Here is a 17,637-nt window from a genome sequence, read left to right on the forward strand (position 1 = left end):
GCCGTCACATATCCGGGAAGGTCAGGGTGCCCCCCGGCGCTTCGCGATGAATGTGCAGGAAGTTCAGGTGCTTCTCGTACTGGTCGAGAATATCGCCAATCACCTGTTCCTTGCTGTAGTCCATCAGGTCGTTGCCCTGGGTGCCTTCCATCAGGAAGGTTTCCAGCCGGTAGTAGTGCGACTTGCCGGAGCGGGCGCGGTAGGTGAAGCCCGGCACCGAGTAGCGCATCGGCCAGATCTGATAGATAAAGTTCTGTTCCTCGCCCAGGTGCACCAGCAGCTCCAGGTGGTTCAGGCGTTCGTCTTCGGTCGGCGGCACTTCGCTGAACTCCACCTTCGCGCCGCGCAACTCCAGCTCGCGCGCCACGTCCTGCATCGCCGGGCGGCAAACCTTATCCAACATTTTCTGCGTGTACTGCGTGCCCGGGTAGTTCATCACCCGCGACAGACGCTGTTTCCAGTTGAGCACGTCGTGGCTGGAGACCGGCACCGGCGCCAGGGTGCTGAGCGCGCTGGCCTTGCGGTAGTCCTCCACCCGCAGCGATTTGTACAGCCCGGCCATCACGAAGAAGATCACGAAGCTGAACGGCAGGCCCATGATCACCGTGGTTTTCTGCAGCGCCGGCACGCCGTCGGTCATCAGCATGCCGATGGTCAGCAGGCCGATGGCCACCGACCAGAAAATCCGTAGCCAGTTCGGCGCATCATTATTGATGTCGGCCAGGCGCGAGGTGAAGTTACCCAGCACCAGCGAGCCGGAGTCCGCCGAGGTGACGTAGAACAACAAGCCGGTGATGGTGGCCACCGAGGCGCTGAAGGTGAAGCCGGGGTATTGCGCCAGCAGGCTGTAGAAGCCGCGCTCCGGGAACTGCATCACTTCCTGCGCGAATTCCGCGTTGCCGTGAATGATCTGATACAGCGCGCTGTTGCCGAAGATAGACAGCCACAGCAGGGTGAACACGAACGGAATGATCAGCGTGCCGACCACGAACTGGCGAATGGTGCGCCCGCGCGAGATGCGCGCCAGGAACAGGCCGACGAACGGCGACCACGCCACCCACCAGGCCCAGAAGAACAGCGTCCAGTTGTTCATCCACTCCACCGGCCGATCGAACGCGAAGCTGTTGAGCGTCATGCCCATAAAGCGGTTGACGTAATCGCCGACGTTAAGTACCAGCGCGTTGAGCAGGAACTCGGTGTCGCCGAAGAACAGAACGAACAGGATCAGGCCCAGCGCCAGCAGCACGTTCAGCTCGGACAGGATGCGGATGCCCTTGTTGACCCCCGAGGTGACCGAGATGGTGGCCATGATCACCGACAGCAGGATCAGCGAGCCCTGCACCGTCAGGTTTTCCGGGATCTCGAACAGCACCTTGAGGCCGTAGTTGAGCTGCACCACGCCAATGCCCAGCGTGGTGGCGATGCCGAAGATGGTGCCGAGCACCGCGGCGATGTCCACGCTATGGCCGATCGGGCCGTTGATGCGTTTACCAAAGATCGGGTACAGCGCCGAGCGAATGGTCAGCGGCAGATTGTAGCGATAGCTGAAGTAGCCGAGGGCGATGCCCATCAGCGCATACATCGACCAGCCGGTCAGGCCGTAGTGGAACAGCGTCCAGACCATCGCCTGGCGGGCGGCCTCCAGCGTTTGCGCGTCGCCTTCCGGCGGCATCATGTACTGGGTCACCGGCTCGGCGACCGAGAAGAACATCAAATCGATGCCGATGCCGGCGGCGAACAGCATCGCCGCCCAACTCATCAGGCTGAACTCCGGTTTGGACTGTTCCGGCCCGAGCTTGATGGAACCGAAGCGCGAGGCGGCGATAAACACCACGAACACGATGTACAGCGTCGCCGCCAGCAGGTAGTACCAACCGAAGGTGGTCGACACCCAATTCAGCGTGCGGGTGATCCACTGCCCGGAGAAGTCGGTGAAAAAGATGGTCATCAGCGAGAAGGCCAGGATCAGCCCCGCCGAGGTGAAGAAAACCACAGGGTTGAGGCGGTCCTGCTGCGGTTTGGAGGAGGTTTCGCGTGTTGTCATCGTCATCCTCTGAACTGAGTAAAATCGTGCCGCTCCGCATTCTGGGGCGCGTTGGCGCATCCGGAAAACGGGCGAATGGAGGCGGCGGCCATCCCCACGGGAATGGCCTGAACGATACCGCTTTCGCCTGCTTATGAAGTACCGGAGCGCTTCGCGGTGGGAACCGCTTACAGCCACTGATTTTGGTCAGATTCGTTAATTACCTCACAAAAATCAGCCAGTTCCACAACCAGAAAATACATTTTTTTAACCAGGCGGCAATAAAATATATGCAATTTTTATTGAACGTTCAATCAAAAAAAGTTTAATAGCCCTCATGATGACCTGAATCACGGGCGAAACGGCAGTGAAATTTGCCCGCTGAGATAAGGCCGAAGTCGGTTTTGTGAGAGTCGAAATATGCCAAAGGTAGGAATGCAGCCAATCAGAAGGCAGCAGTTGATTGATGCCACGCTCGCCGCGGTAAACGAAGTGGGAATGCATGACGCCACCATCGCGCAGATCGCGCGGCGGGCCGGCGTTTCCAACGGCATCATCAGCCATTATTTCAAGGATAAGAACGGCCTGCTGGAAGCCACGATGCGCTATCTGATCAGCCATCTGGGCGAGGCGGTGAAGCTGCGGCTGCAGGCGCTGACTGACAACAGCCCGGCGGCGCGGCTGCAGGCGATCGTCGCCGGCAACTTCGACGACAGCCAGATCAACAGCGCGGCGATGAAGACCTGGCTGGCCTTTTGGGCCAGCAGTCTCTACCAGCCGCAGCTCAACCGCTTGCAACAGGTGAACGGCCGTCGGCTCTATTCCAACCTGTGCGCCGAGTTTCGCCGCGTTATGCCGCAGCCGCAGGCGCGGTTGGCGGCCAAGGGGCTGGCGGCGCTGATCGATGGGCTGTGGCTGCGCAGCGCGCTGCGCGGCTCCGCGTTCAATCAGGCGCAGGCGCTGGCGCTCACGACCGAATACATCACGTTCCAACTCCGGGGGCAAACGCCGCCCGGAGGATAACTCAAGGAGATCCTATGTCCCGTTTTGGCTTGCAGAAGCTCTATATTCATGGCGCCTATGTAGACAGCACCGCTGGAAAAACCTTCAACGCCATTAACCCGGCGAACGGCGAAGTTCTGGCTGAAGTCCAGTCCGCCGGCGCTGAAGACGTCGATCGTGCGGTGGCCAGCGCGGCCAGCGGGCAGAAGGTGTGGGCGGCGATGACGGCGATGGCGCGTTCGCGCATCCTGCGTCGCGCGGTGGATATTCTGCGCGAGCGCAACGATGAACTGGCGGCGCTGGAAACGCTGGATACCGGCAAAGCGATGTCGGAAACCACCGCGGTGGATATCGTCACCGGCGCTGACGTGCTGGAGTACTACGCCGGCCTGATCCCGGCCATTGAAGGCGAGCAGATCCCGCTGCGCGATACCTCGTTCGTCTACACCCGCCGCGAGCCGCTGGGCGTGGTGGCCGGCATCGGCGCCTGGAACTACCCGATTCAAATCGCGCTGTGGAAGTCCGCGCCGGCGCTGGCGGCGGGCAATGCGATGATCTTCAAGCCGAGTGAAGTCACGTCATTGACGGCGCTGAAGCTGGCGGAAATCTACACCGAAGCCGGCCTGCCGGACGGCGTGTTCAACGTGGTGACCGGCAGCGGGGCGGAAGTGGGGCAGTATCTGACCGACCATCCGGGCATCGCCAAAGTCTCTTTCACCGGCGGGGTGAAAACCGGCAAGAAGGTGATGGCCAACGCGTCGGGTTCGACGCTGAAGGAAGTCACCATGGAGTTGGGCGGCAAGTCGCCGCTGATTATCTTCGACGACGCCGATCTGGATCGCGCCGCCGATATCGCCATGATGGCCAATTTCTACAGTTCCGGCCAGGTGTGCACCAACGGCACCCGCGTCTTCGTGCCGGCGGCGCTGCAGGCGCAGTTTGAGGCGAAAATCCTCGAACGCGTGAAGCGCATTCGCCTCGGTGACCCGACCGATCCGCAAACCAACTTCGGGCCGCTGGTCAGCTTCGCGCACATGGAATCGGTGCTGCGCTTTATCGAGAGCGGCAAAAACAGCGGCGCGCGCCTGCTGTGCGGCGGCGAACGCGTCACCCATGGCGAATTCGGCAAGGGCGCTTATGTGGCGCCGACGGTGTTCAGCGACTGCCGCGACGATATGGAAATCGTGCGCGAGGAGATCTTCGGGCCGGTGATGAGCATCCTCAGCTACCAGAACGAAGAGGAAGTGGTGCGCCGCGCCAACGACACCACCTTCGGCCTGGCCGCGGGCGTGGTGACCCACGATCTGGCTCGCGCGCACCGCGTGATCCACCAGCTGGAAGCCGGCATTTGCTGGATCAACACCTGGGGCGAGTCGGCGGCGGAAATGCCGGTCGGCGGCTACAAGCAGTCCGGCGTTGGCCGCGAGAACGGCCTGACCACGCTGGAACACTACACCCAGATCAAATCGGTGCAGGTCGAGCTGGGCGAATACGCCTCGGTATTCTGATCTTCCCGTCGTCTTTCGAGCCGCAGCCGCGTTGGCTGCGGCCGACAATCTCTAGAGCGCCCAAATACACAGCCTGTTGCCGAGCCGCGCTTCGCGTCTTTGCCTGACCAGGCCTCTATAAAGTAAGGAGATAATGAATGGAATTTGACTACATCATTATCGGTGCCGGTTCCGCCGGCAACGTGTTAGCCACCCGATTGACCGAAGACGCCGACGTCAGCGTCCTGCTGCTGGAAGCCGGCGGCCCGGACTACCGGATGGATTTCCGTACCCAGATGCCGGCCGCGCTGGCGTTTCCGCTGCAGGGCCGCCGCTATAACTGGGCGTATGAAACCGATCCTGAGCCGCACATGAACAACCGCCGGATGGAATGCGGCCGCGGCAAAGGGCTGGGCGGTTCATCCCTGATCAACGGCATGTGTTACATTCGCGGCAACGCGATGGACTTCGACAACTGGGCCAAGGCGCCGGGTCTGGAAGACTGGACGTATCTGGACTGCCTGCCGTATTTCCGCAAGGCGGAAACGCGCGATATCGGCCCGAACGATTACCACGGCGGCGATGGCCCGGTGAGCGTCACCACGCCGAAGGCCGGTAACAATGAACTGTTCCACGCCATGGTGGAAGCCGGCGTGCAGGCGGGCTATCCGCGCACCGACGATCTGAACGGCTATCAGCAGGAAGGGTTCGGCCCGATGGACCGCACCGTGACGCCGAAAGGGCGCCGCGCCAGCACCGCCCGCGGTTATCTGGATCAGGCCCGTTCACGGCCGAACCTGAAGATCGTCACCCATGCGCTGACCGACCACATCGTGTTCGATGGCAAGCGCGCAGTGGGCGTTAACTATCTGCAGGGCGACAGCAATCAACTGACCCATGCCAAAGCGCGCCGCGAAGTGCTGCTGTGCGCCGGCGCCATCGCCTCGCCGCAAATTCTGCAGCGTTCGGGCGTCGGCCCGGCGGCGCTGCTGAAAAGTCTGGACATCAACGTGGTGCACGATCTGCCGGGGGTGGGGGAAAACTTGCAGGACCACCTGGAGATGTATCTGCAGTACGCCTGTAAGAAACCGGTGTCGCTGTACCCGGCGTTGCAATGGTTCAATCAGCCGAAAATCGGCGCGGAATGGCTGTTCAACGGCACCGGCGTCGGCGCCAGCAACCAGTTCGAGGCCGGTGGCTTCATCCGCAGCCGTGCAGAGTTCGCCTGGCCGAACATCCAGTATCACTTCCTGCCGGTGGCGATTAACTATAACGGCAGCAACGCGGTGAAAGAGCATGGCTTCCAGGCCCACGTCGGTTCGATGCGTTCGCCGAGCCGCGGCCGGGTGCAGGTGAAGTCGAAGGATCCGCGCCAGCACCCGAGCATTCTGTTCAACTACATGTCGACCGAACAGGATTGGCAGGAGTTCCGCGACGCTATCCGCATCACGCGCGAAATCATGGCGCAGCCTGCTCTGGACGAATACCGCGGTCGCGAGATCAGCCCAGGGCCGGAGGTGCAGACCGACGAGCAGCTGGACGCCTTCGTGCGCGAGCACGCCGAAACCGCCTTCCACCCGTCCTGCTCGTGCAAGATGGGCGAAGACGAGATGGCGGTGGTCGACGGCCAGGGCCGGGTGCACGGCATGGAAGGATTGCGGGTGGTGGATGCGTCGATTATGCCGCTGATCATTACCGGCAACCTGAACGCCACCACCATCATGATCGCCGAAAAGATCGCCGACCGCATTCGCCAGCGCGCGCCGTTGCCGCGCAGCACCGCCGACTACTACGTCGCCGGCGATGCGCCGGTGCGCAAGCAGTAACCGACACGCCCTCTCGCCGTTGAGGGGGAGGGCCGCCGTAGCAAGCAACCCCTCTCCATATGCTCTTCCCCAAGGCGAGGGGGCAACTCTCTTTTATTCCTTATCCCATCATGCCGCCGGCAGCGAGATTGCCTGATCGAAACTGTTGGGCGTCGCCATGCGCCACATGCGGGCGTAGAACTCGCTTTTGATCTCCGGCTGCAGCAGCGCGCCCGGCTCCAGGTAGTAATAGATATCGGCGTACACCTTGATCTCGGTCGGCGTGATGCGGCGCAACATATGGTGCGAGGTCAACTGCTCCGGGCGGCTGACGCCGGCCGCCGCCAGCATGTCCGCCAGCGCTTTCACCGTATTTTGATGGAAGTGATAGACGCGCTCCGCCTTGTTCGGCACCACCAACGCCTTCTGACGCAGCGGATCTTGCGTCGCGACGCCGGTCGGGCAGTGGTTGGTATGGCAGCTTTGTGACTGGATGCAGCCGACGGCGAACATAAAGCCGCGCGCCGAATTCACCCAGTCGGCGCCGAGCACCAGCACGCTGGCGATGTCAAAGGCGCTGATGATCTTGCCGCTGGCGCCAATCTTGATTTGGTCGCGCAGGCCGCAGCCCACCAGCGTGTTATGCACGAACAGCAGCCCTTCGCGCAGCGGCATGCCCATATAGTTGGAGAGTTCGAGCGGGGCGGCGCCGGTGCCGCCTTCCTTGCCGTCCACCACGATGAAGTCCGGCAGAATGCGGGTGTGCAGCATCGCCTTGACGATGGCGACGAACTCCCACGGGTGGCCGATGCACAGCTTGAAACCGACCGGTTTGCCGCCTGACAGCTCGCGCAGCTGCTGGATGAACTGCATCATTTCCAGCGGGGTGGTAAAGGCGCTGTGCGAGGCCGGCGAGATGCAATCCACGCCTTCCGGCACGCCGCGGGTGGCGGCGATTTCCGCATCCACTTTTTTCGCCGGCAGAATGCCGCCGTGGCCCGGTTTGGCGCCCTGGCTGAGCTTGATTTCAATCATTTTCACCTGCGGGCTTTGCGCCTGTTCGGCAAAGCGGCGCGGATCGAAATGGCCGTCGGCGGTACGGCAGCCGAAATAGCCGCTGCCCAGCTCCCACACCAGATCGCCGTTGTTTTCGCGGTGATAGCGGCTGATGCTGCCCTCACCGGTGTCGTGGTAGAAATTGCCTTTGGCCGCGCCGAGGTTGAGCGCGCGGATGGCGTTGGCGGAGAGCGCGCCGAAGCTCATCGCCGAAATGTTGAAGATTGACGCGGAGTAGGGCTGGCGGCAGTCGGCGCCGCCGATGGTGATGCGAAAACTGGTGGGATCGGCGGCTTCCACCGGCCGCATCGAGTGGCCGATGCATTCATAACCGGTTTGGTACACGTCCAGCAGGGTGCCGAACGGCTTGTCGCCCATCTCGTTTTTCGCCCGGCGATACACCAGCGTGCGCTGGGTGCGGGAGAACGGGATCTCTTCATTATCCTGCTCGAGGAAATACTGGCGCAGTTCCGGGCGGATGAACTCGAAGAAGAAGCGCAGGCGGCCGATGATCGGGTAGTTGCGGCAAATGGCGTGGCGCTGCTGAGTGAGATCGTAGATCCCCAGCACCATCAGGCAACCGCAGGCCAGGGCCGGCAGCCAGAACCACGGATGGTTGTGCATCATGATCAAGAAAACCAGGGTGAGCAAGATGCTCAGCACAAAGCAGGTATAGCGGCTGAATAAGGACGACTTCATAACATCTCCTGATGTTTATTTTTAATCCACACGACATGACTCACGGATAATCCGTGTGCAAATCGTAGCCAACAGGAGAGGATGTTGTGTGTCTGTTGCTGCTTTGTCGCCGGTTGTTACATTAATTTAACTCGGCGAGGGGGCGGGTTGCCGCGCGGCATACCGCGCAACAAACCAGGGCGTGTTATTTGCCGGCGACGAAGATGGTGCTCATGCTACGCAGCCGCAGCTTTTTCATCGCGCTGTATTTCTGCGAGAAGATGGTTTTCGGGTGCGTGCCGCGTTTTTCCGCGATATGCAGCAGGCTGTCGCCGCGCAGCAGATTGAAGATCACGTCGCTTTCCGCCGGGCTGAGCTCGCGGGTTTTCTGCACCCGGATACCGCCCGGCTCTTTGCTTTCCAGCAGCCGCTGGATTTTTTCCTGCAGCGAATAAAGCGGAATGCGGGTGGAGACCAACTCGACGGAAATCCCCAGGATCGACAGCAGTTTCACCACGCGCTCGTCGTCATAGAACACCAACAGGCGCGTTTTGCTGTTGTACTGCTGGTGCAGGGACACCAGGCTTTCGATCACGTTGACGCTCTGCTCCAGGTTTTGCGAGGTGAAAATCAGCGCGATATCGTGCTTGGTGATCTTTTCCGCTTTGGCGCCGCCGTGCATGAAATCGGAAAACAGGCGGATATCGTACGCGCCGTAGTGTTTCTTCAGCAGCACCGACAGGCCAACATAGCTGTACTTACACTCACTAATCACAAGAACGTTGTTTTTAGACATAGGGCAAACACCAATACCGAGTTAAAAGTATTCAGCTGTAAGAAGCGAGTTCAAATCCTTGATGCTGGATTCCTTCCACAGCTTTCCCTGCAGTGCGTAATATGGCATTTCATCCAGCCATTTCTTGTGTTCGGGAGTTTCAACTCCTTCGATAATTACCTTGTAATGATTAAGGTAAAAGAAGCGCAGTAACGCGCGCATCAAGCCCTCGCCGCCGGACTTTTTCATAAAGTCCCAAAGCAGAAAACGATCGAGCTTAACGAAGCGGAACTGGCTGTTGTACAACGCGGAAAAACCCGCATAGCCAGAACCAAAATCATCGAGCCAAAATGAATAACTATTCAATGACGGATCGCCGTGCACGCGATCTTTCACCAGCCGGGTTGAATTCTCGCTGATCTCAAAATGAATACAGCGCAGGGCATTAATTCTTTCGGCAAAGTGAGTATTCGCCAGCGATTGCAAGGAATAATCGTCAACATTCAAAGTGGCTATCACTTGGTTTTCATGAAACCAGTGTTTGTATTTATCGATCAGATTGATCTGATCCATCAAAATCTCAATCCGGGTAGCGCTGTCGGCATGGCGAAAGAACTGTTCAGGAGAAAAATGGGCATATTCGCTATTAAACGTAAAGCGAGACAGGCATTCAACGGCCAGCAATTGTCCCGATTTCGCGAACATTGGCTGGAAAACATAATTAATGCCGTTATTTTTCTCTCTGAAAGAACCGCTCATTTCCCAATCCTTGGATTGATATTTAACTTGTTGATTTTAAATGATTAAAAAGAAAGTTACTCCGTGTTTTTTGGTAAATTTCTTATTTAAAGCGTCAGGATGGCCGAAACGTGTCGACAGACCATTTAACGCGGAATTTGTGCCAAAGTCCAAACGTCGCAATCTGTTACTAAATGTAAATGTTCGGGATAAAATTCTGATTTTCAGGGCTTAACGCAAAATGTTGAACTCTGCAGCTTTCCCAAACACAGATTATTCCTATTCATATGAATCGTCAACATCGATCGATAGGTATTCGCCGATAGTTTATTCCTATCAAGAGGGGGCTTATGAATGTTTTAAACGATTTAACATTAAGAATATGCTTAGTCTATATTTCGTCCGGCAATGAGTTCATCGAGGCAACGCTCCTTTTCAGCAAGGGAGTGCTATCGCTGAGTGTATGCTCAGTGGCGGCAATATATATATAAGCCCGCCACTGAATCGATTATTTTATTGTTCTATGGAGCTGGAAATGAAAAAAGTATTATTGCCTTTGGCTGCCCTGGTATTGTCTGCAACTGCTTCCAACGCAATGGCAGCAAACGGCACTGTTAAATTCACCGGTGAAATCAAACAGTCTACCTGCCAGGTAACTAGCGATACTCAAAATAAAGAAGTTTACCTGGGTACTTACCCAACTTCTGCTTTCCCAACTGTGGGTTCTAAATCCGCTTCTAAAGCTTTCCAGATCTCTCTGGAAAAATGTGATGCCGGCGATTACAGCCTGCGCTTCGACGGTAACACCGTTGCCGGCAACCCAGACCTGCTGTCCGTAAGCAACGTTGGCGGCACCGGCGCTGCAGCTACCGGCGTGGGTATCGAAATCACCGATAACAACGGCAAGCCATTCGCTATCGGCGACGGTTCCAACATCAACGACGACGTAGCGAAAGTCACCATCGCTGCTGACGGTAAAGCGACCTTCAACCTGCAGGCTCGTTACCGTTCATTCGATAGCAACGTAACTGCAGGTCTGGCTAACGCCACCAGCCCGTTCACTATCGAATACAAATAATCGTCTTTCAGGACACATACGGCCAAGGATGGCCCATAGAGGAAACCGATGAAAAAGTTCTTTGCTGCTCTGCTGATGCTGGGCACCTTTAACAGCTACGCCGGTATCCAGGTAGATGCCACTCGCGTGATCTATAAAGGCGATGACAAATCCGCCTCTCTGCCCATTCATAACGATGCTTCAGAAGCTTATATGGTGCAGACCTGGCTGGACACCGGCGATAGAAACCAAGTGCCGAAAAATCTGCCTGTCGTTGTCGTTCCACCGATTCTGAAATTGGACGCTGCCAAAACCGCGGTTTTGCGCTTTATCTATTCCGGTAATGGCTTACCTCAGGATAAAGAAACCCTGCTGTGGATTAACGTGCAGGAAATTCCACCGGCGCCGAAGCAAGAAAACGTGCTGCAGGTTGCGGTGCGTACCCGAATCAAACTTTTTTACCGGCCGGTGGCGTTGAAAACGACGCTGGACGAGCAAGTACAAAACTTGCGTTGGCAGCGTGAAGGTTCACGCCTGCAAGTGATTAACGATGGCCCGCTGCATATTACCTTTGGGGCGCTGCATTTGAAAAACAGCGCGGGCAAGACCGTGGATGTGGACGCCAACATGGTGAGCCCGAAAGATCGCTTATCGATCAACATCCCGGCGGGCGTCAGCGTCGGCAACAAGATTGCTTTCAGTTATATCAACGATTTTGGCGGTAGAACGGAAGTCAAGGACGTTCCAGTACAATAAGAGAGACAGGGAATGGCAAATCAACGAAAAGTAGCAGGCGGAACGACGCGGCTGACGCAGCTGATCCGTATTGCAATCATTGCCGCCAGCGCGCCGATGTTATGGAGTGAAACGGCGCTGGCAGAGTTTAACATGTCGTTTATTCACGGCGATGAAAACCTGAGTAACGCGGAAGCGGTCGCTCAGGGCGATGCTTTGCAACCGGGCGTTTACCCATTCGACATCTACGTCAACCTGACTCAGGTCGATCACAAAGATGTTACTTTTCGTCAGGTTAAAGGCCAGACCGCGTCTCAACCTTGCCTGAAAGTTGAAGACCTGCGCAACTACGGCATCAAACTGCCGGAAACGCTGCAGGCCGGCAGCTGCGTTGATCTGCCTGCGTTGGTTAAAGACGCCACCGTCAGCTATGACGCGGCGGTGCAGCAGATCAACATCTCCGTACCGCAGACCATGATGGATCTGAGCGCCATTGGCGCGATCCCGCCAAGCATGTACGATGAAGGCATCAACGCGCTGTTCGCCAACTATAACTTCAACTACAACAAGAACAGCTATCGCAAAGATGACGCCGACGACAGCGAGTACATGTTCCTCGCGTTGAACAGTGGCCTCAACCTGGGCAGATGGCGCCTGCGCAACAACTCCACCTGGGACAAACAGAGTGGCAGCAGCAGCAACTGGACCAACGTCTCTTCCTGGGCCGAGACCGACATCGTGCCATGGCGCAGCCGTTTGGTGATGGGGCAGGCGAGCACCAACAACAGCGTGTTCAACAGCTTCCAGTTCCGCGGGGTACAACTCTCTAGCGTTGACGACATGCTGCCGGACAGCCTGCGCGGTTATGCGCCGGTAGTGCGCGGCGTGGCGGCGACCAACGCCCGCGTCGAGATCCGCCAGAACGGTTACGTCATCTATAGCACCAACGTCGCGCCGGGTCCGTTCGAGATCCACGACGTCTACCCGCATACCAATAACGGTGACCTGCAGGTGACCGTGAACGAGGCCGACGGTTCGCATAAAACGTTCAGCGTCGCCTACTCCTCCGTGGCCAACATGCTGCGCGAAGGTATTTGGAACTTCCAGCTGACCGCCGGTAAATACCACAACGGTAACGGCGGCTATCAGCCGAAGCTGATTCAGGGCACGGCGGCATACGGCATGAACTATGGCCTGACGCCGTTCGGTGGCGCCATCATCGCCGAGCACTACCGTTCCGCTGCCGTGGGTATCGGTAAGAGTCTGGGCTCATGGGGCGCCATCTCCGTAGACGGTTCGATCTCCGATACCGAGCTGGCGAACGGCGATCGCAAACAGGGCCAGAGCTTCCGTTTCCTGTACTCCAAGTCGCTCAACCAGATGGGCACCAACTTCCAGTTGGCGGGCTATCGCTATGCGACGTCCGGTTACTATGATCTCAGCGATGCGGTCCAGGAACGCAACAGCTGGCGCAACGGCATTTATGCCAATGATTACTGGGATCCAAACGATCTGCAGCCGGGCCAGCCTTCCTGGAGCAACAACCAGAAACGCACCCGATACACCGCGCGCTACGGCAACAAGCGCGAACGCGTCGAGCTGTCGCTCAGCCAGCAGCTGTGGGCGGGGGCCAGCCTGTACGCCAACGTCAGCCACCAGAACTACTGGGGCGTGTCCGGTAACGATCGCACGATTCAACTGGGTTACAACGACGGCTTCAAACGTATTTCCTACGGCGTGTATCTGCAGGATACGCGCGGCCAGTACGGTTATTCCGATCGCAGCGTGAACTTCACGATGTCGATCCCGTTGGATTGGGGCCAGAGCAACAACTCGACCACCGCCAACTTCAGCGCGGCGCACAGCAAACAGAGCGGCGACAGCTACTCGACCGGCATCAGCGGCACCATGCTGGATGACCGTCGCATGAACTACTCGGTTTCCACCGGACATACGCAGTCCTCCGGTCAGAGCAGCAACCTGAACCTGGGCTACAGCAGCAGCATCGGTAACATCGACGGTAGCTATGCCTACAGTTCGAAATACCGCCAGGAAGGGCTGGGCCTCTCCGGTGGTCTGCTGGTGCACTCCGGAGGCGCGACTCTGACTCAGCCGTTGCAGAACACTATCTTGCTGGTGGAAGCGAAAGACGCCAAAGGCGTGCGTCTGGAAAACCAGCCGGGCGTGACCATCGATCGCTTCGGTTATGCGGTGGTGCCGTCGGCCAACCCGTACCGCTACAACTATGTGGCGCTGCGCACCGAAGATTTCGGCCCGGGGCTGGATGTGCCGGTGGCCAGTAAGCAAGTGGTGCCGACCGAGAAATCGGTGGTGAAGGTGAGCTTCGATACCTTCAAGGGCGTCAGCCTGCTGATTCACGCTCGTCTGGGTGACAACGGTTATCCGGCCATCGGCGCCGGCGTGTTCAACGAGTCCGGCCGCAACAGCGGCACCGTGGGCCTGGAAGGCGCAACCTATGTTTCCGGCGTGAAAGCGGGTGAGAAACTGACGATCAAATGGGGCCCGAAAGCCGATCAGCAATGCGTGCTGCCGATTCCGGCGGACGTGGGCGACAAACAAGCGGCCATGGGATATCAGGAACTGACCCTGCAATGCCAAAAACTGTAAGGTACACCATGAACTTGAGCAAATTAGCACGTAATACACTTCTGTCGGTGGTGGGGCTGGCGGGGTTGGCGATGGCGCAACAGGCGGCGGCGATGCAATGCCGCTTCGGCAACTCGACCGGCAGTAGCAGACCAACCGGCAGCGTGACGCAGGATATTGACGTCGGCCGCCCGATCGTGCTTGCCGCCAGCGACTTCGTCAAAGGCAACCTGATTTGGCGTTCGCAGAACTTTACCTCGACCTTTACCTGTTGGGATACCGATAACTACCCGCGCGGTGAGAACGCTTATATCTATTGGAACCCGCAGAACTCCTTTGGCGCCCTGGATAAGTCGTTGGAAATCGGGGTTTCGATCAACGGGCGTGATTATGATGCGATCAACCTGAAGCAAAGTTCCAACCGGCCGACGGGCCCTGATTTGGGGCCGGGTACCAAACCGGGTAGTAACAGAAGAAAAGCCGATCCTCAGGCGGTGACTGCCACCTATTCGGTGTATATCAAAGCCACCGGGGTAAAACCGCCTGCGGGTAACTTCCCGCCGCTGGCGCGTGCTTCGCTATTCCAGATCGATGGTGAGTTGGGGCTGAACGCCACCAAAGACAGTAACTTTAACGCCTACATCAAGGGGCTGGACAAGATCCGCGTGATCCAGTGCAACCCGCAGATCACCGTATTGGCCAACAACGGCGCCAGCGTCGATTTCGGCGTGCTAACCAGCTCCAGCGCCAAAATCGGTACTATCGCCAAGCAGGTGCCGTTTGATATCAAGGCTACCTTGAGCGGCGGCGAATGTGCCGGCCAATCTCTGCAGGCCAGTTTCAGCAGCACCAACGCGGATCCGAATGATAATACGCAGATCCTGCCAACCACCCAACCGGGCGTGGCGATCTTCCTGACGCAGCAGCGCGACACCAGTAAGAAACCGATCCCACTGCAAACCAACGTGGATTTCGGCGGTGTGCTGCAGGATAAGCAGAACGAAGTGAAAGAGACCTTTATCGCGAACCTGAAGTGGTTGACCAATACGCCGAAGACCGGGGTGTTCAACGCCACAGCCAACGTCGACGTCACCTTCAAATAATTCGGTGTCTCGTCAATAAAGAAAGGGTTCAGTTCTCGCGAACTGAACCCTTTTTTGTGCCTTTACCATGAGGATTAACGCAGCCCCATCCAGCTGGTGCATACGCCTTCCGGCAGTTTGCCGGCAAACCAGCGCGGTAAGGCGGGGGCGTCGCGGTGTTGCTCAGTCTGCGTCTGCGCCGGCTGCGCCGGCCACTCCGCGACGTCCCAGCGGGTGGTGCGGCGATACACCGCCGGGGTCTTGCCGAACTGTTTCTTGAAGGCGCGCGAGAACGACGGCTGAGAATCGAAGTGGTATTGCAGGGCGATATCCAGGATCGGGCGTGGGGTGGAGCGCAGCGCCTGCGCCGCCTGCGACAGGCGCCGCTCGCGGATATAGCTGCCGAGCGCGTGGCCGGTGGTGCTGCGGAACATGCGCTGCAGGTGCCATTTGGAGTAGCCTGACTTGGCGGCAACGTTATCCAGCAGCAGCGGTTGGTCCAGATGAGTTTCAATCCAGTCTAGTAAATCGTGAATGATATTGACGCGATCCATGGTTTTAGTTCTCCCGCAAAAACGACATTCAGGTCACAGTGACTTAGCTTAATTATCCAAGAATATGCTTTGATAATAGGCGTGACTACGCCGTTACGCAAGGGTAAACCGGGGGTAAATAGGTGGCCAAAAATGCTCTTTGAGCGGCAGGGGTATAGAAAAAAGGCCGCATAAAGCGGCCTTGTCAGCAGAAAACCACGGGGAATCAGTTAGTTTCCGGTTTCACTTCAATGTAGTTCAGACCCAACACGCTGCTGGTGTAACCGCGGATCTTGTTGGTCATCTCGATATCGCCGTTCAGCTTGTGGCCGTAAGACGGGATGATCTCTTTCAGCTTGCTCTGCCATTCCGGCGTCGCCACTTTGTCTTTGAACACGGTTTCCATCAGATGCAGCATGATCGGCGCAGCGGTAGAAGCGCCCGGCGAAGCGCCCAGCAGAGCGGCGATGCTGCCGTCTTCAGAACTGACGACTTCGGTGCCGAACTGCAGCACGCCGCCTTTATCCGCGTCTTTCTTGATGATCTGCACGCGTTGGCCTGCGGTCCACAGCTTCCAGTCTGCCTGCTTGGCGTCCGGGAAGTACTCTTTCAGCGCGGCGAAGCGGTCGTCGTCGTTCATCATCAGCTGGCCGACCAGGTATTTCACCAGATCGAAGTTATCCAGACCGACGTGGGTCATCGGCATCAGGTTCGAGGTGCTCAGCGAGTGCATCAGATCGAACAGCGAACCGTTCTTCAGGAACTTGCTGGAGAAGGTGGCGAACGGCCCGAACAGCAGCACGCGTTTGCCGTCCAGCATGCGGGTATCCAGGTGAGGCACGGACATCGGCGGTGAACCTACGCTGGCCAGGCCATACACTTTGGCCAGGTGCTGGTTGGCGATCTCCGGGTTGGTGGTGACCAGGAACTGGCCGCCGACCGGGAAGCCGCCGTAGCCGTCGGCTTCTGGGATGCCGGACTTCTGCAGCAGGGTCAGGGACGCGCCGCCTGCGCCGATGAACACGAACCTGGCGTTAACGGTGGTTTCTTTGCCGTCGCGGTTCAGATCGGCAACGGTCACGCTCCAGGTCTGGTCGGCGTTGCGCTTGATGTCGCGCACTTCGTGGCTCAGGTTCAGCTTGAACTTGTCGCTGGCGCTCAGCGCATCAACCAGCTGGTGGGTGATCACGCCGAAGTTGACGTCGGTACCCAGCGGCATGCGGGTCGCGGCGATTTTCTGCGCCGGATCGCGGCCGTTCATCACCAGTGGCGCCCACTGCTTGATCTGCGCAGGATCTTCGGAGTATTCCATGCCGCGGAACAGGGTGCTGTGCTGCAGCGCCGCATAGCGTTTACGCAGGAAGTTGACGTTGTCGTCGCCCCACACGAAGCTCATGTGCGGCACGCTGTTAATGAAAGATTTCGGATCTTTCAGGACATTGTTTTTCACCTGATAAGACCAGAACTGGCGAGAGATTTCGAAAGACTCGTTGACCTTCACCGCCTTGCTGATGTCGATGGTGCCATCGGCTTTTTCCGGCGTGTAGTTCATTTCGCTGAAGGCGGAGTGCCCGGTACCGGCGTTGTTCCAGCCGTTGGAACTCTCTTCCGCTACGCCGTTCATGCGCTCGTACATGTCGATGGTCCAGGTCGGCTCCAGCTCATGCAGATAGGTACCCAAGGTGGCGCTCATGATGCCGCCGCCGATCAGAACCACGTCGACGGTTTTATTCTTCTCTTCAGCCGCCGCCTGTTGCGTAACGCCAAACAGGCTGAGACTGAAAATCAGGACGAGTAATTTTCTCATTGAATTAAATCTCTTGTGTGTAAATTCTACTCATTGCAGGTGAAAGAATTTAGCGGGAGTTACCCTGGAAATAATGAAGCCGACCGCCCGGCGAAAGCCGATAGGCAGCAATAATGCCTTTTTGTTAATAGGGTTTTTAACGAAAAGTGAACTATTGCAGGCCGTCCGGATGCAAATTGATCGGTTCACGTTACTGGCGGGGTATTATTGTTTGCGAGAATGTTAAAAACTACTTTTGTAACTAAAAAAAAT

Annotated in this window: 13 protein-coding genes; 7 read left to right on the forward strand and 6 right to left on the reverse strand. The window is 57.7% G+C overall.

Annotation, left to right across the window (positions count from 1 at the left end; genetic code table 11):
* Positions 1-4 precede the first annotated feature (4 nt).
* The gene (locus tag ACORQT_RS07385) at positions 5-2,044 is read right to left on the reverse strand and encodes a choline transporter (RefSeq protein ID WP_004939112.1); all 2,040 of its coding nucleotides are present in this window, start codon (positions 2,042-2,044) and stop codon (positions 5-7) included.
* A gap of 399 nt (positions 2,045-2,443) precedes the next feature.
* Here ACORQT_RS07385 and betI point away from each other — a divergent pair, with 399 nt between their 5' ends.
* From betI to betA, 3 genes are all read left to right on the forward strand, one after another.
* Entirely contained in the window at positions 2,444-3,046 is a 603-nt protein-coding gene (betI, locus tag ACORQT_RS07390) for a transcriptional regulator BetI (RefSeq protein ID WP_033642409.1), read from the forward strand.
* A 14-nt stretch (positions 3,047-3,060) separates the two neighbouring features.
* The gene (gene betB, locus ACORQT_RS07395; protein WP_047572157.1) at positions 3,061-4,533 is read left to right on the forward strand and encodes a betaine-aldehyde dehydrogenase; all 1,473 of its coding nucleotides are present in this window, start codon (positions 3,061-3,063) and stop codon (positions 4,531-4,533) included.
* Between the two features lie 137 nt (positions 4,534-4,670).
* Positions 4,671-6,338 carry a choline dehydrogenase gene (gene betA / locus ACORQT_RS07400; protein ID WP_004939099.1) on the forward strand — a complete coding sequence of 556 codons (1,668 nt, stop codon included), beginning with the start codon at positions 4,671-4,673 and terminating at the stop codon, positions 6,336-6,338.
* 108 nt (positions 6,339-6,446) lie between these two features.
* Here the strand turns inward: betA and ACORQT_RS07405 are convergent, their stop codons facing one another.
* The 3 genes from ACORQT_RS07405 to ACORQT_RS07415 all read right to left on the reverse strand — a co-directional run bounded on the left by ACORQT_RS07405 (position 6,447) and on the right by ACORQT_RS07415 (position 9,585).
* Positions 6,447-8,072 carry an FMN-binding glutamate synthase family protein gene (locus ACORQT_RS07405; protein ID WP_004939096.1) on the reverse strand — a complete coding sequence of 542 codons (1,626 nt, stop codon included), beginning with the start codon at positions 8,070-8,072 and terminating at the stop codon, positions 6,447-6,449.
* A 184-nt stretch (positions 8,073-8,256) separates the two neighbouring features.
* Positions 8,257-8,847: a LuxR family transcriptional regulator gene (locus ACORQT_RS07410; protein WP_004939094.1), complete on the reverse strand. Its 591-nt coding sequence runs from the start codon at positions 8,845-8,847 to the stop codon at positions 8,257-8,259.
* Positions 8,848-8,868: 21 nt separating this feature from the next.
* A complete protein-coding gene (locus ACORQT_RS07415; RefSeq protein ID WP_016928483.1) occupies positions 8,869-9,585 on the reverse strand; it encodes an EAL domain-containing protein in 717 nt (238 codons plus the stop codon).
* Positions 9,586-10,099: 514 nt separating this feature from the next.
* Between ACORQT_RS07415 and ACORQT_RS07420 the strand changes: the two genes are divergently transcribed.
* From ACORQT_RS07420 to ACORQT_RS07435, 4 genes are read left to right on the forward strand one after another with little or no spacing between them, the layout of a single operon-like run.
* Complete coding sequence (locus tag ACORQT_RS07420) at positions 10,100-10,642, forward strand: fimbrial protein (RefSeq protein WP_033647475.1); 543 nt, start codon at positions 10,100-10,102, stop codon at positions 10,640-10,642.
* Positions 10,643-10,690: 48 nt separating this feature from the next.
* Positions 10,691-11,377 carry a fimbrial biogenesis chaperone gene (locus ACORQT_RS07425; RefSeq protein ID WP_033650575.1) on the forward strand — a complete coding sequence of 229 codons (687 nt, stop codon included), beginning with the start codon at positions 10,691-10,693 and terminating at the stop codon, positions 11,375-11,377.
* A 12-nt stretch (positions 11,378-11,389) separates the two neighbouring features.
* Positions 11,390-13,984, forward strand: coding sequence for a fimbria/pilus outer membrane usher protein (locus ACORQT_RS07430; protein WP_033650576.1), 2,595 nt, complete (start codon positions 11,390-11,392; stop codon positions 13,982-13,984).
* A gap of 14 nt (positions 13,985-13,998) precedes the next feature.
* Positions 13,999-15,066, forward strand: coding sequence for a fimbrial protein (locus ACORQT_RS07435; RefSeq protein ID WP_033650758.1), 1,068 nt, complete (start codon positions 13,999-14,001; stop codon positions 15,064-15,066).
* 74 nt (positions 15,067-15,140) lie between these two features.
* Here ACORQT_RS07435 and ACORQT_RS07440 read toward each other — a convergent pair whose 3' ends face one another.
* Both ACORQT_RS07440 and ACORQT_RS07445 read right to left on the reverse strand, forming a co-directional pair.
* Positions 15,141-15,599 carry a helix-turn-helix domain-containing protein gene (locus tag ACORQT_RS07440; protein ID WP_046686691.1) on the reverse strand — a complete coding sequence of 153 codons (459 nt, stop codon included), beginning with the start codon at positions 15,597-15,599 and terminating at the stop codon, positions 15,141-15,143.
* A 205-nt stretch (positions 15,600-15,804) separates the two neighbouring features.
* Positions 15,805-17,385: a malate:quinone oxidoreductase gene (locus ACORQT_RS07445; protein WP_042784013.1), complete on the reverse strand. Its 1,581-nt coding sequence runs from the start codon at positions 17,383-17,385 to the stop codon at positions 15,805-15,807.
* Positions 17,386-17,637 lie beyond the last annotated feature (252 nt).

The sequence above is a fragment of the Serratia sp. (in: enterobacteria) genome, assembly GCF_052400455.1.
Lineage (GTDB): Bacteria > Pseudomonadota > Gammaproteobacteria > Enterobacterales > Enterobacteriaceae > Serratia > Serratia ureilytica.

Excerpts from the sequence above, each read along its gene's own strand:
- ACORQT_RS07385 (WP_004939112.1), bottom strand. The coding sequence starts at position 2,044 with ATGACAACACGCGAAACCTCCTCCAAACCGCAGCAGGACCGCCTCAAC.
- betI (WP_033642409.1), top strand. The coding sequence starts at position 2,444 with ATGCCAAAGGTAGGAATGCAGCCAATCAGAAGGCAGCAGTTGATTGAT.
- betB (WP_047572157.1), top strand. The coding sequence starts at position 3,061 with ATGTCCCGTTTTGGCTTGCAGAAGCTCTATATTCATGGCGCCTATGTA.
- betA (WP_004939099.1), top strand. The coding sequence starts at position 4,671 with ATGGAATTTGACTACATCATTATCGGTGCCGGTTCCGCCGGCAACGTG.
- ACORQT_RS07405 (WP_004939096.1), bottom strand. The coding sequence starts at position 8,072 with ATGAAGTCGTCCTTATTCAGCCGCTATACCTGCTTTGTGCTGAGCATC.
- ACORQT_RS07410 (WP_004939094.1), bottom strand. The coding sequence starts at position 8,847 with ATGTCTAAAAACAACGTTCTTGTGATTAGTGAGTGTAAGTACAGCTAT.
- ACORQT_RS07415 (WP_016928483.1), bottom strand. The coding sequence starts at position 9,585 with ATGAGCGGTTCTTTCAGAGAGAAAAATAACGGCATTAATTATGTTTTC.
- ACORQT_RS07420 (WP_033647475.1), top strand. The coding sequence starts at position 10,100 with ATGAAAAAAGTATTATTGCCTTTGGCTGCCCTGGTATTGTCTGCAACT.
- ACORQT_RS07425 (WP_033650575.1), top strand. The coding sequence starts at position 10,691 with ATGAAAAAGTTCTTTGCTGCTCTGCTGATGCTGGGCACCTTTAACAGC.
- ACORQT_RS07430 (WP_033650576.1), top strand. The coding sequence starts at position 11,390 with ATGGCAAATCAACGAAAAGTAGCAGGCGGAACGACGCGGCTGACGCAG.
- ACORQT_RS07440 (WP_046686691.1), bottom strand. The coding sequence starts at position 15,599 with ATGGATCGCGTCAATATCATTCACGATTTACTAGACTGGATTGAAACT.
- ACORQT_RS07445 (WP_042784013.1), bottom strand. The coding sequence starts at position 17,385 with ATGAGAAAATTACTCGTCCTGATTTTCAGTCTCAGCCTGTTTGGCGTT.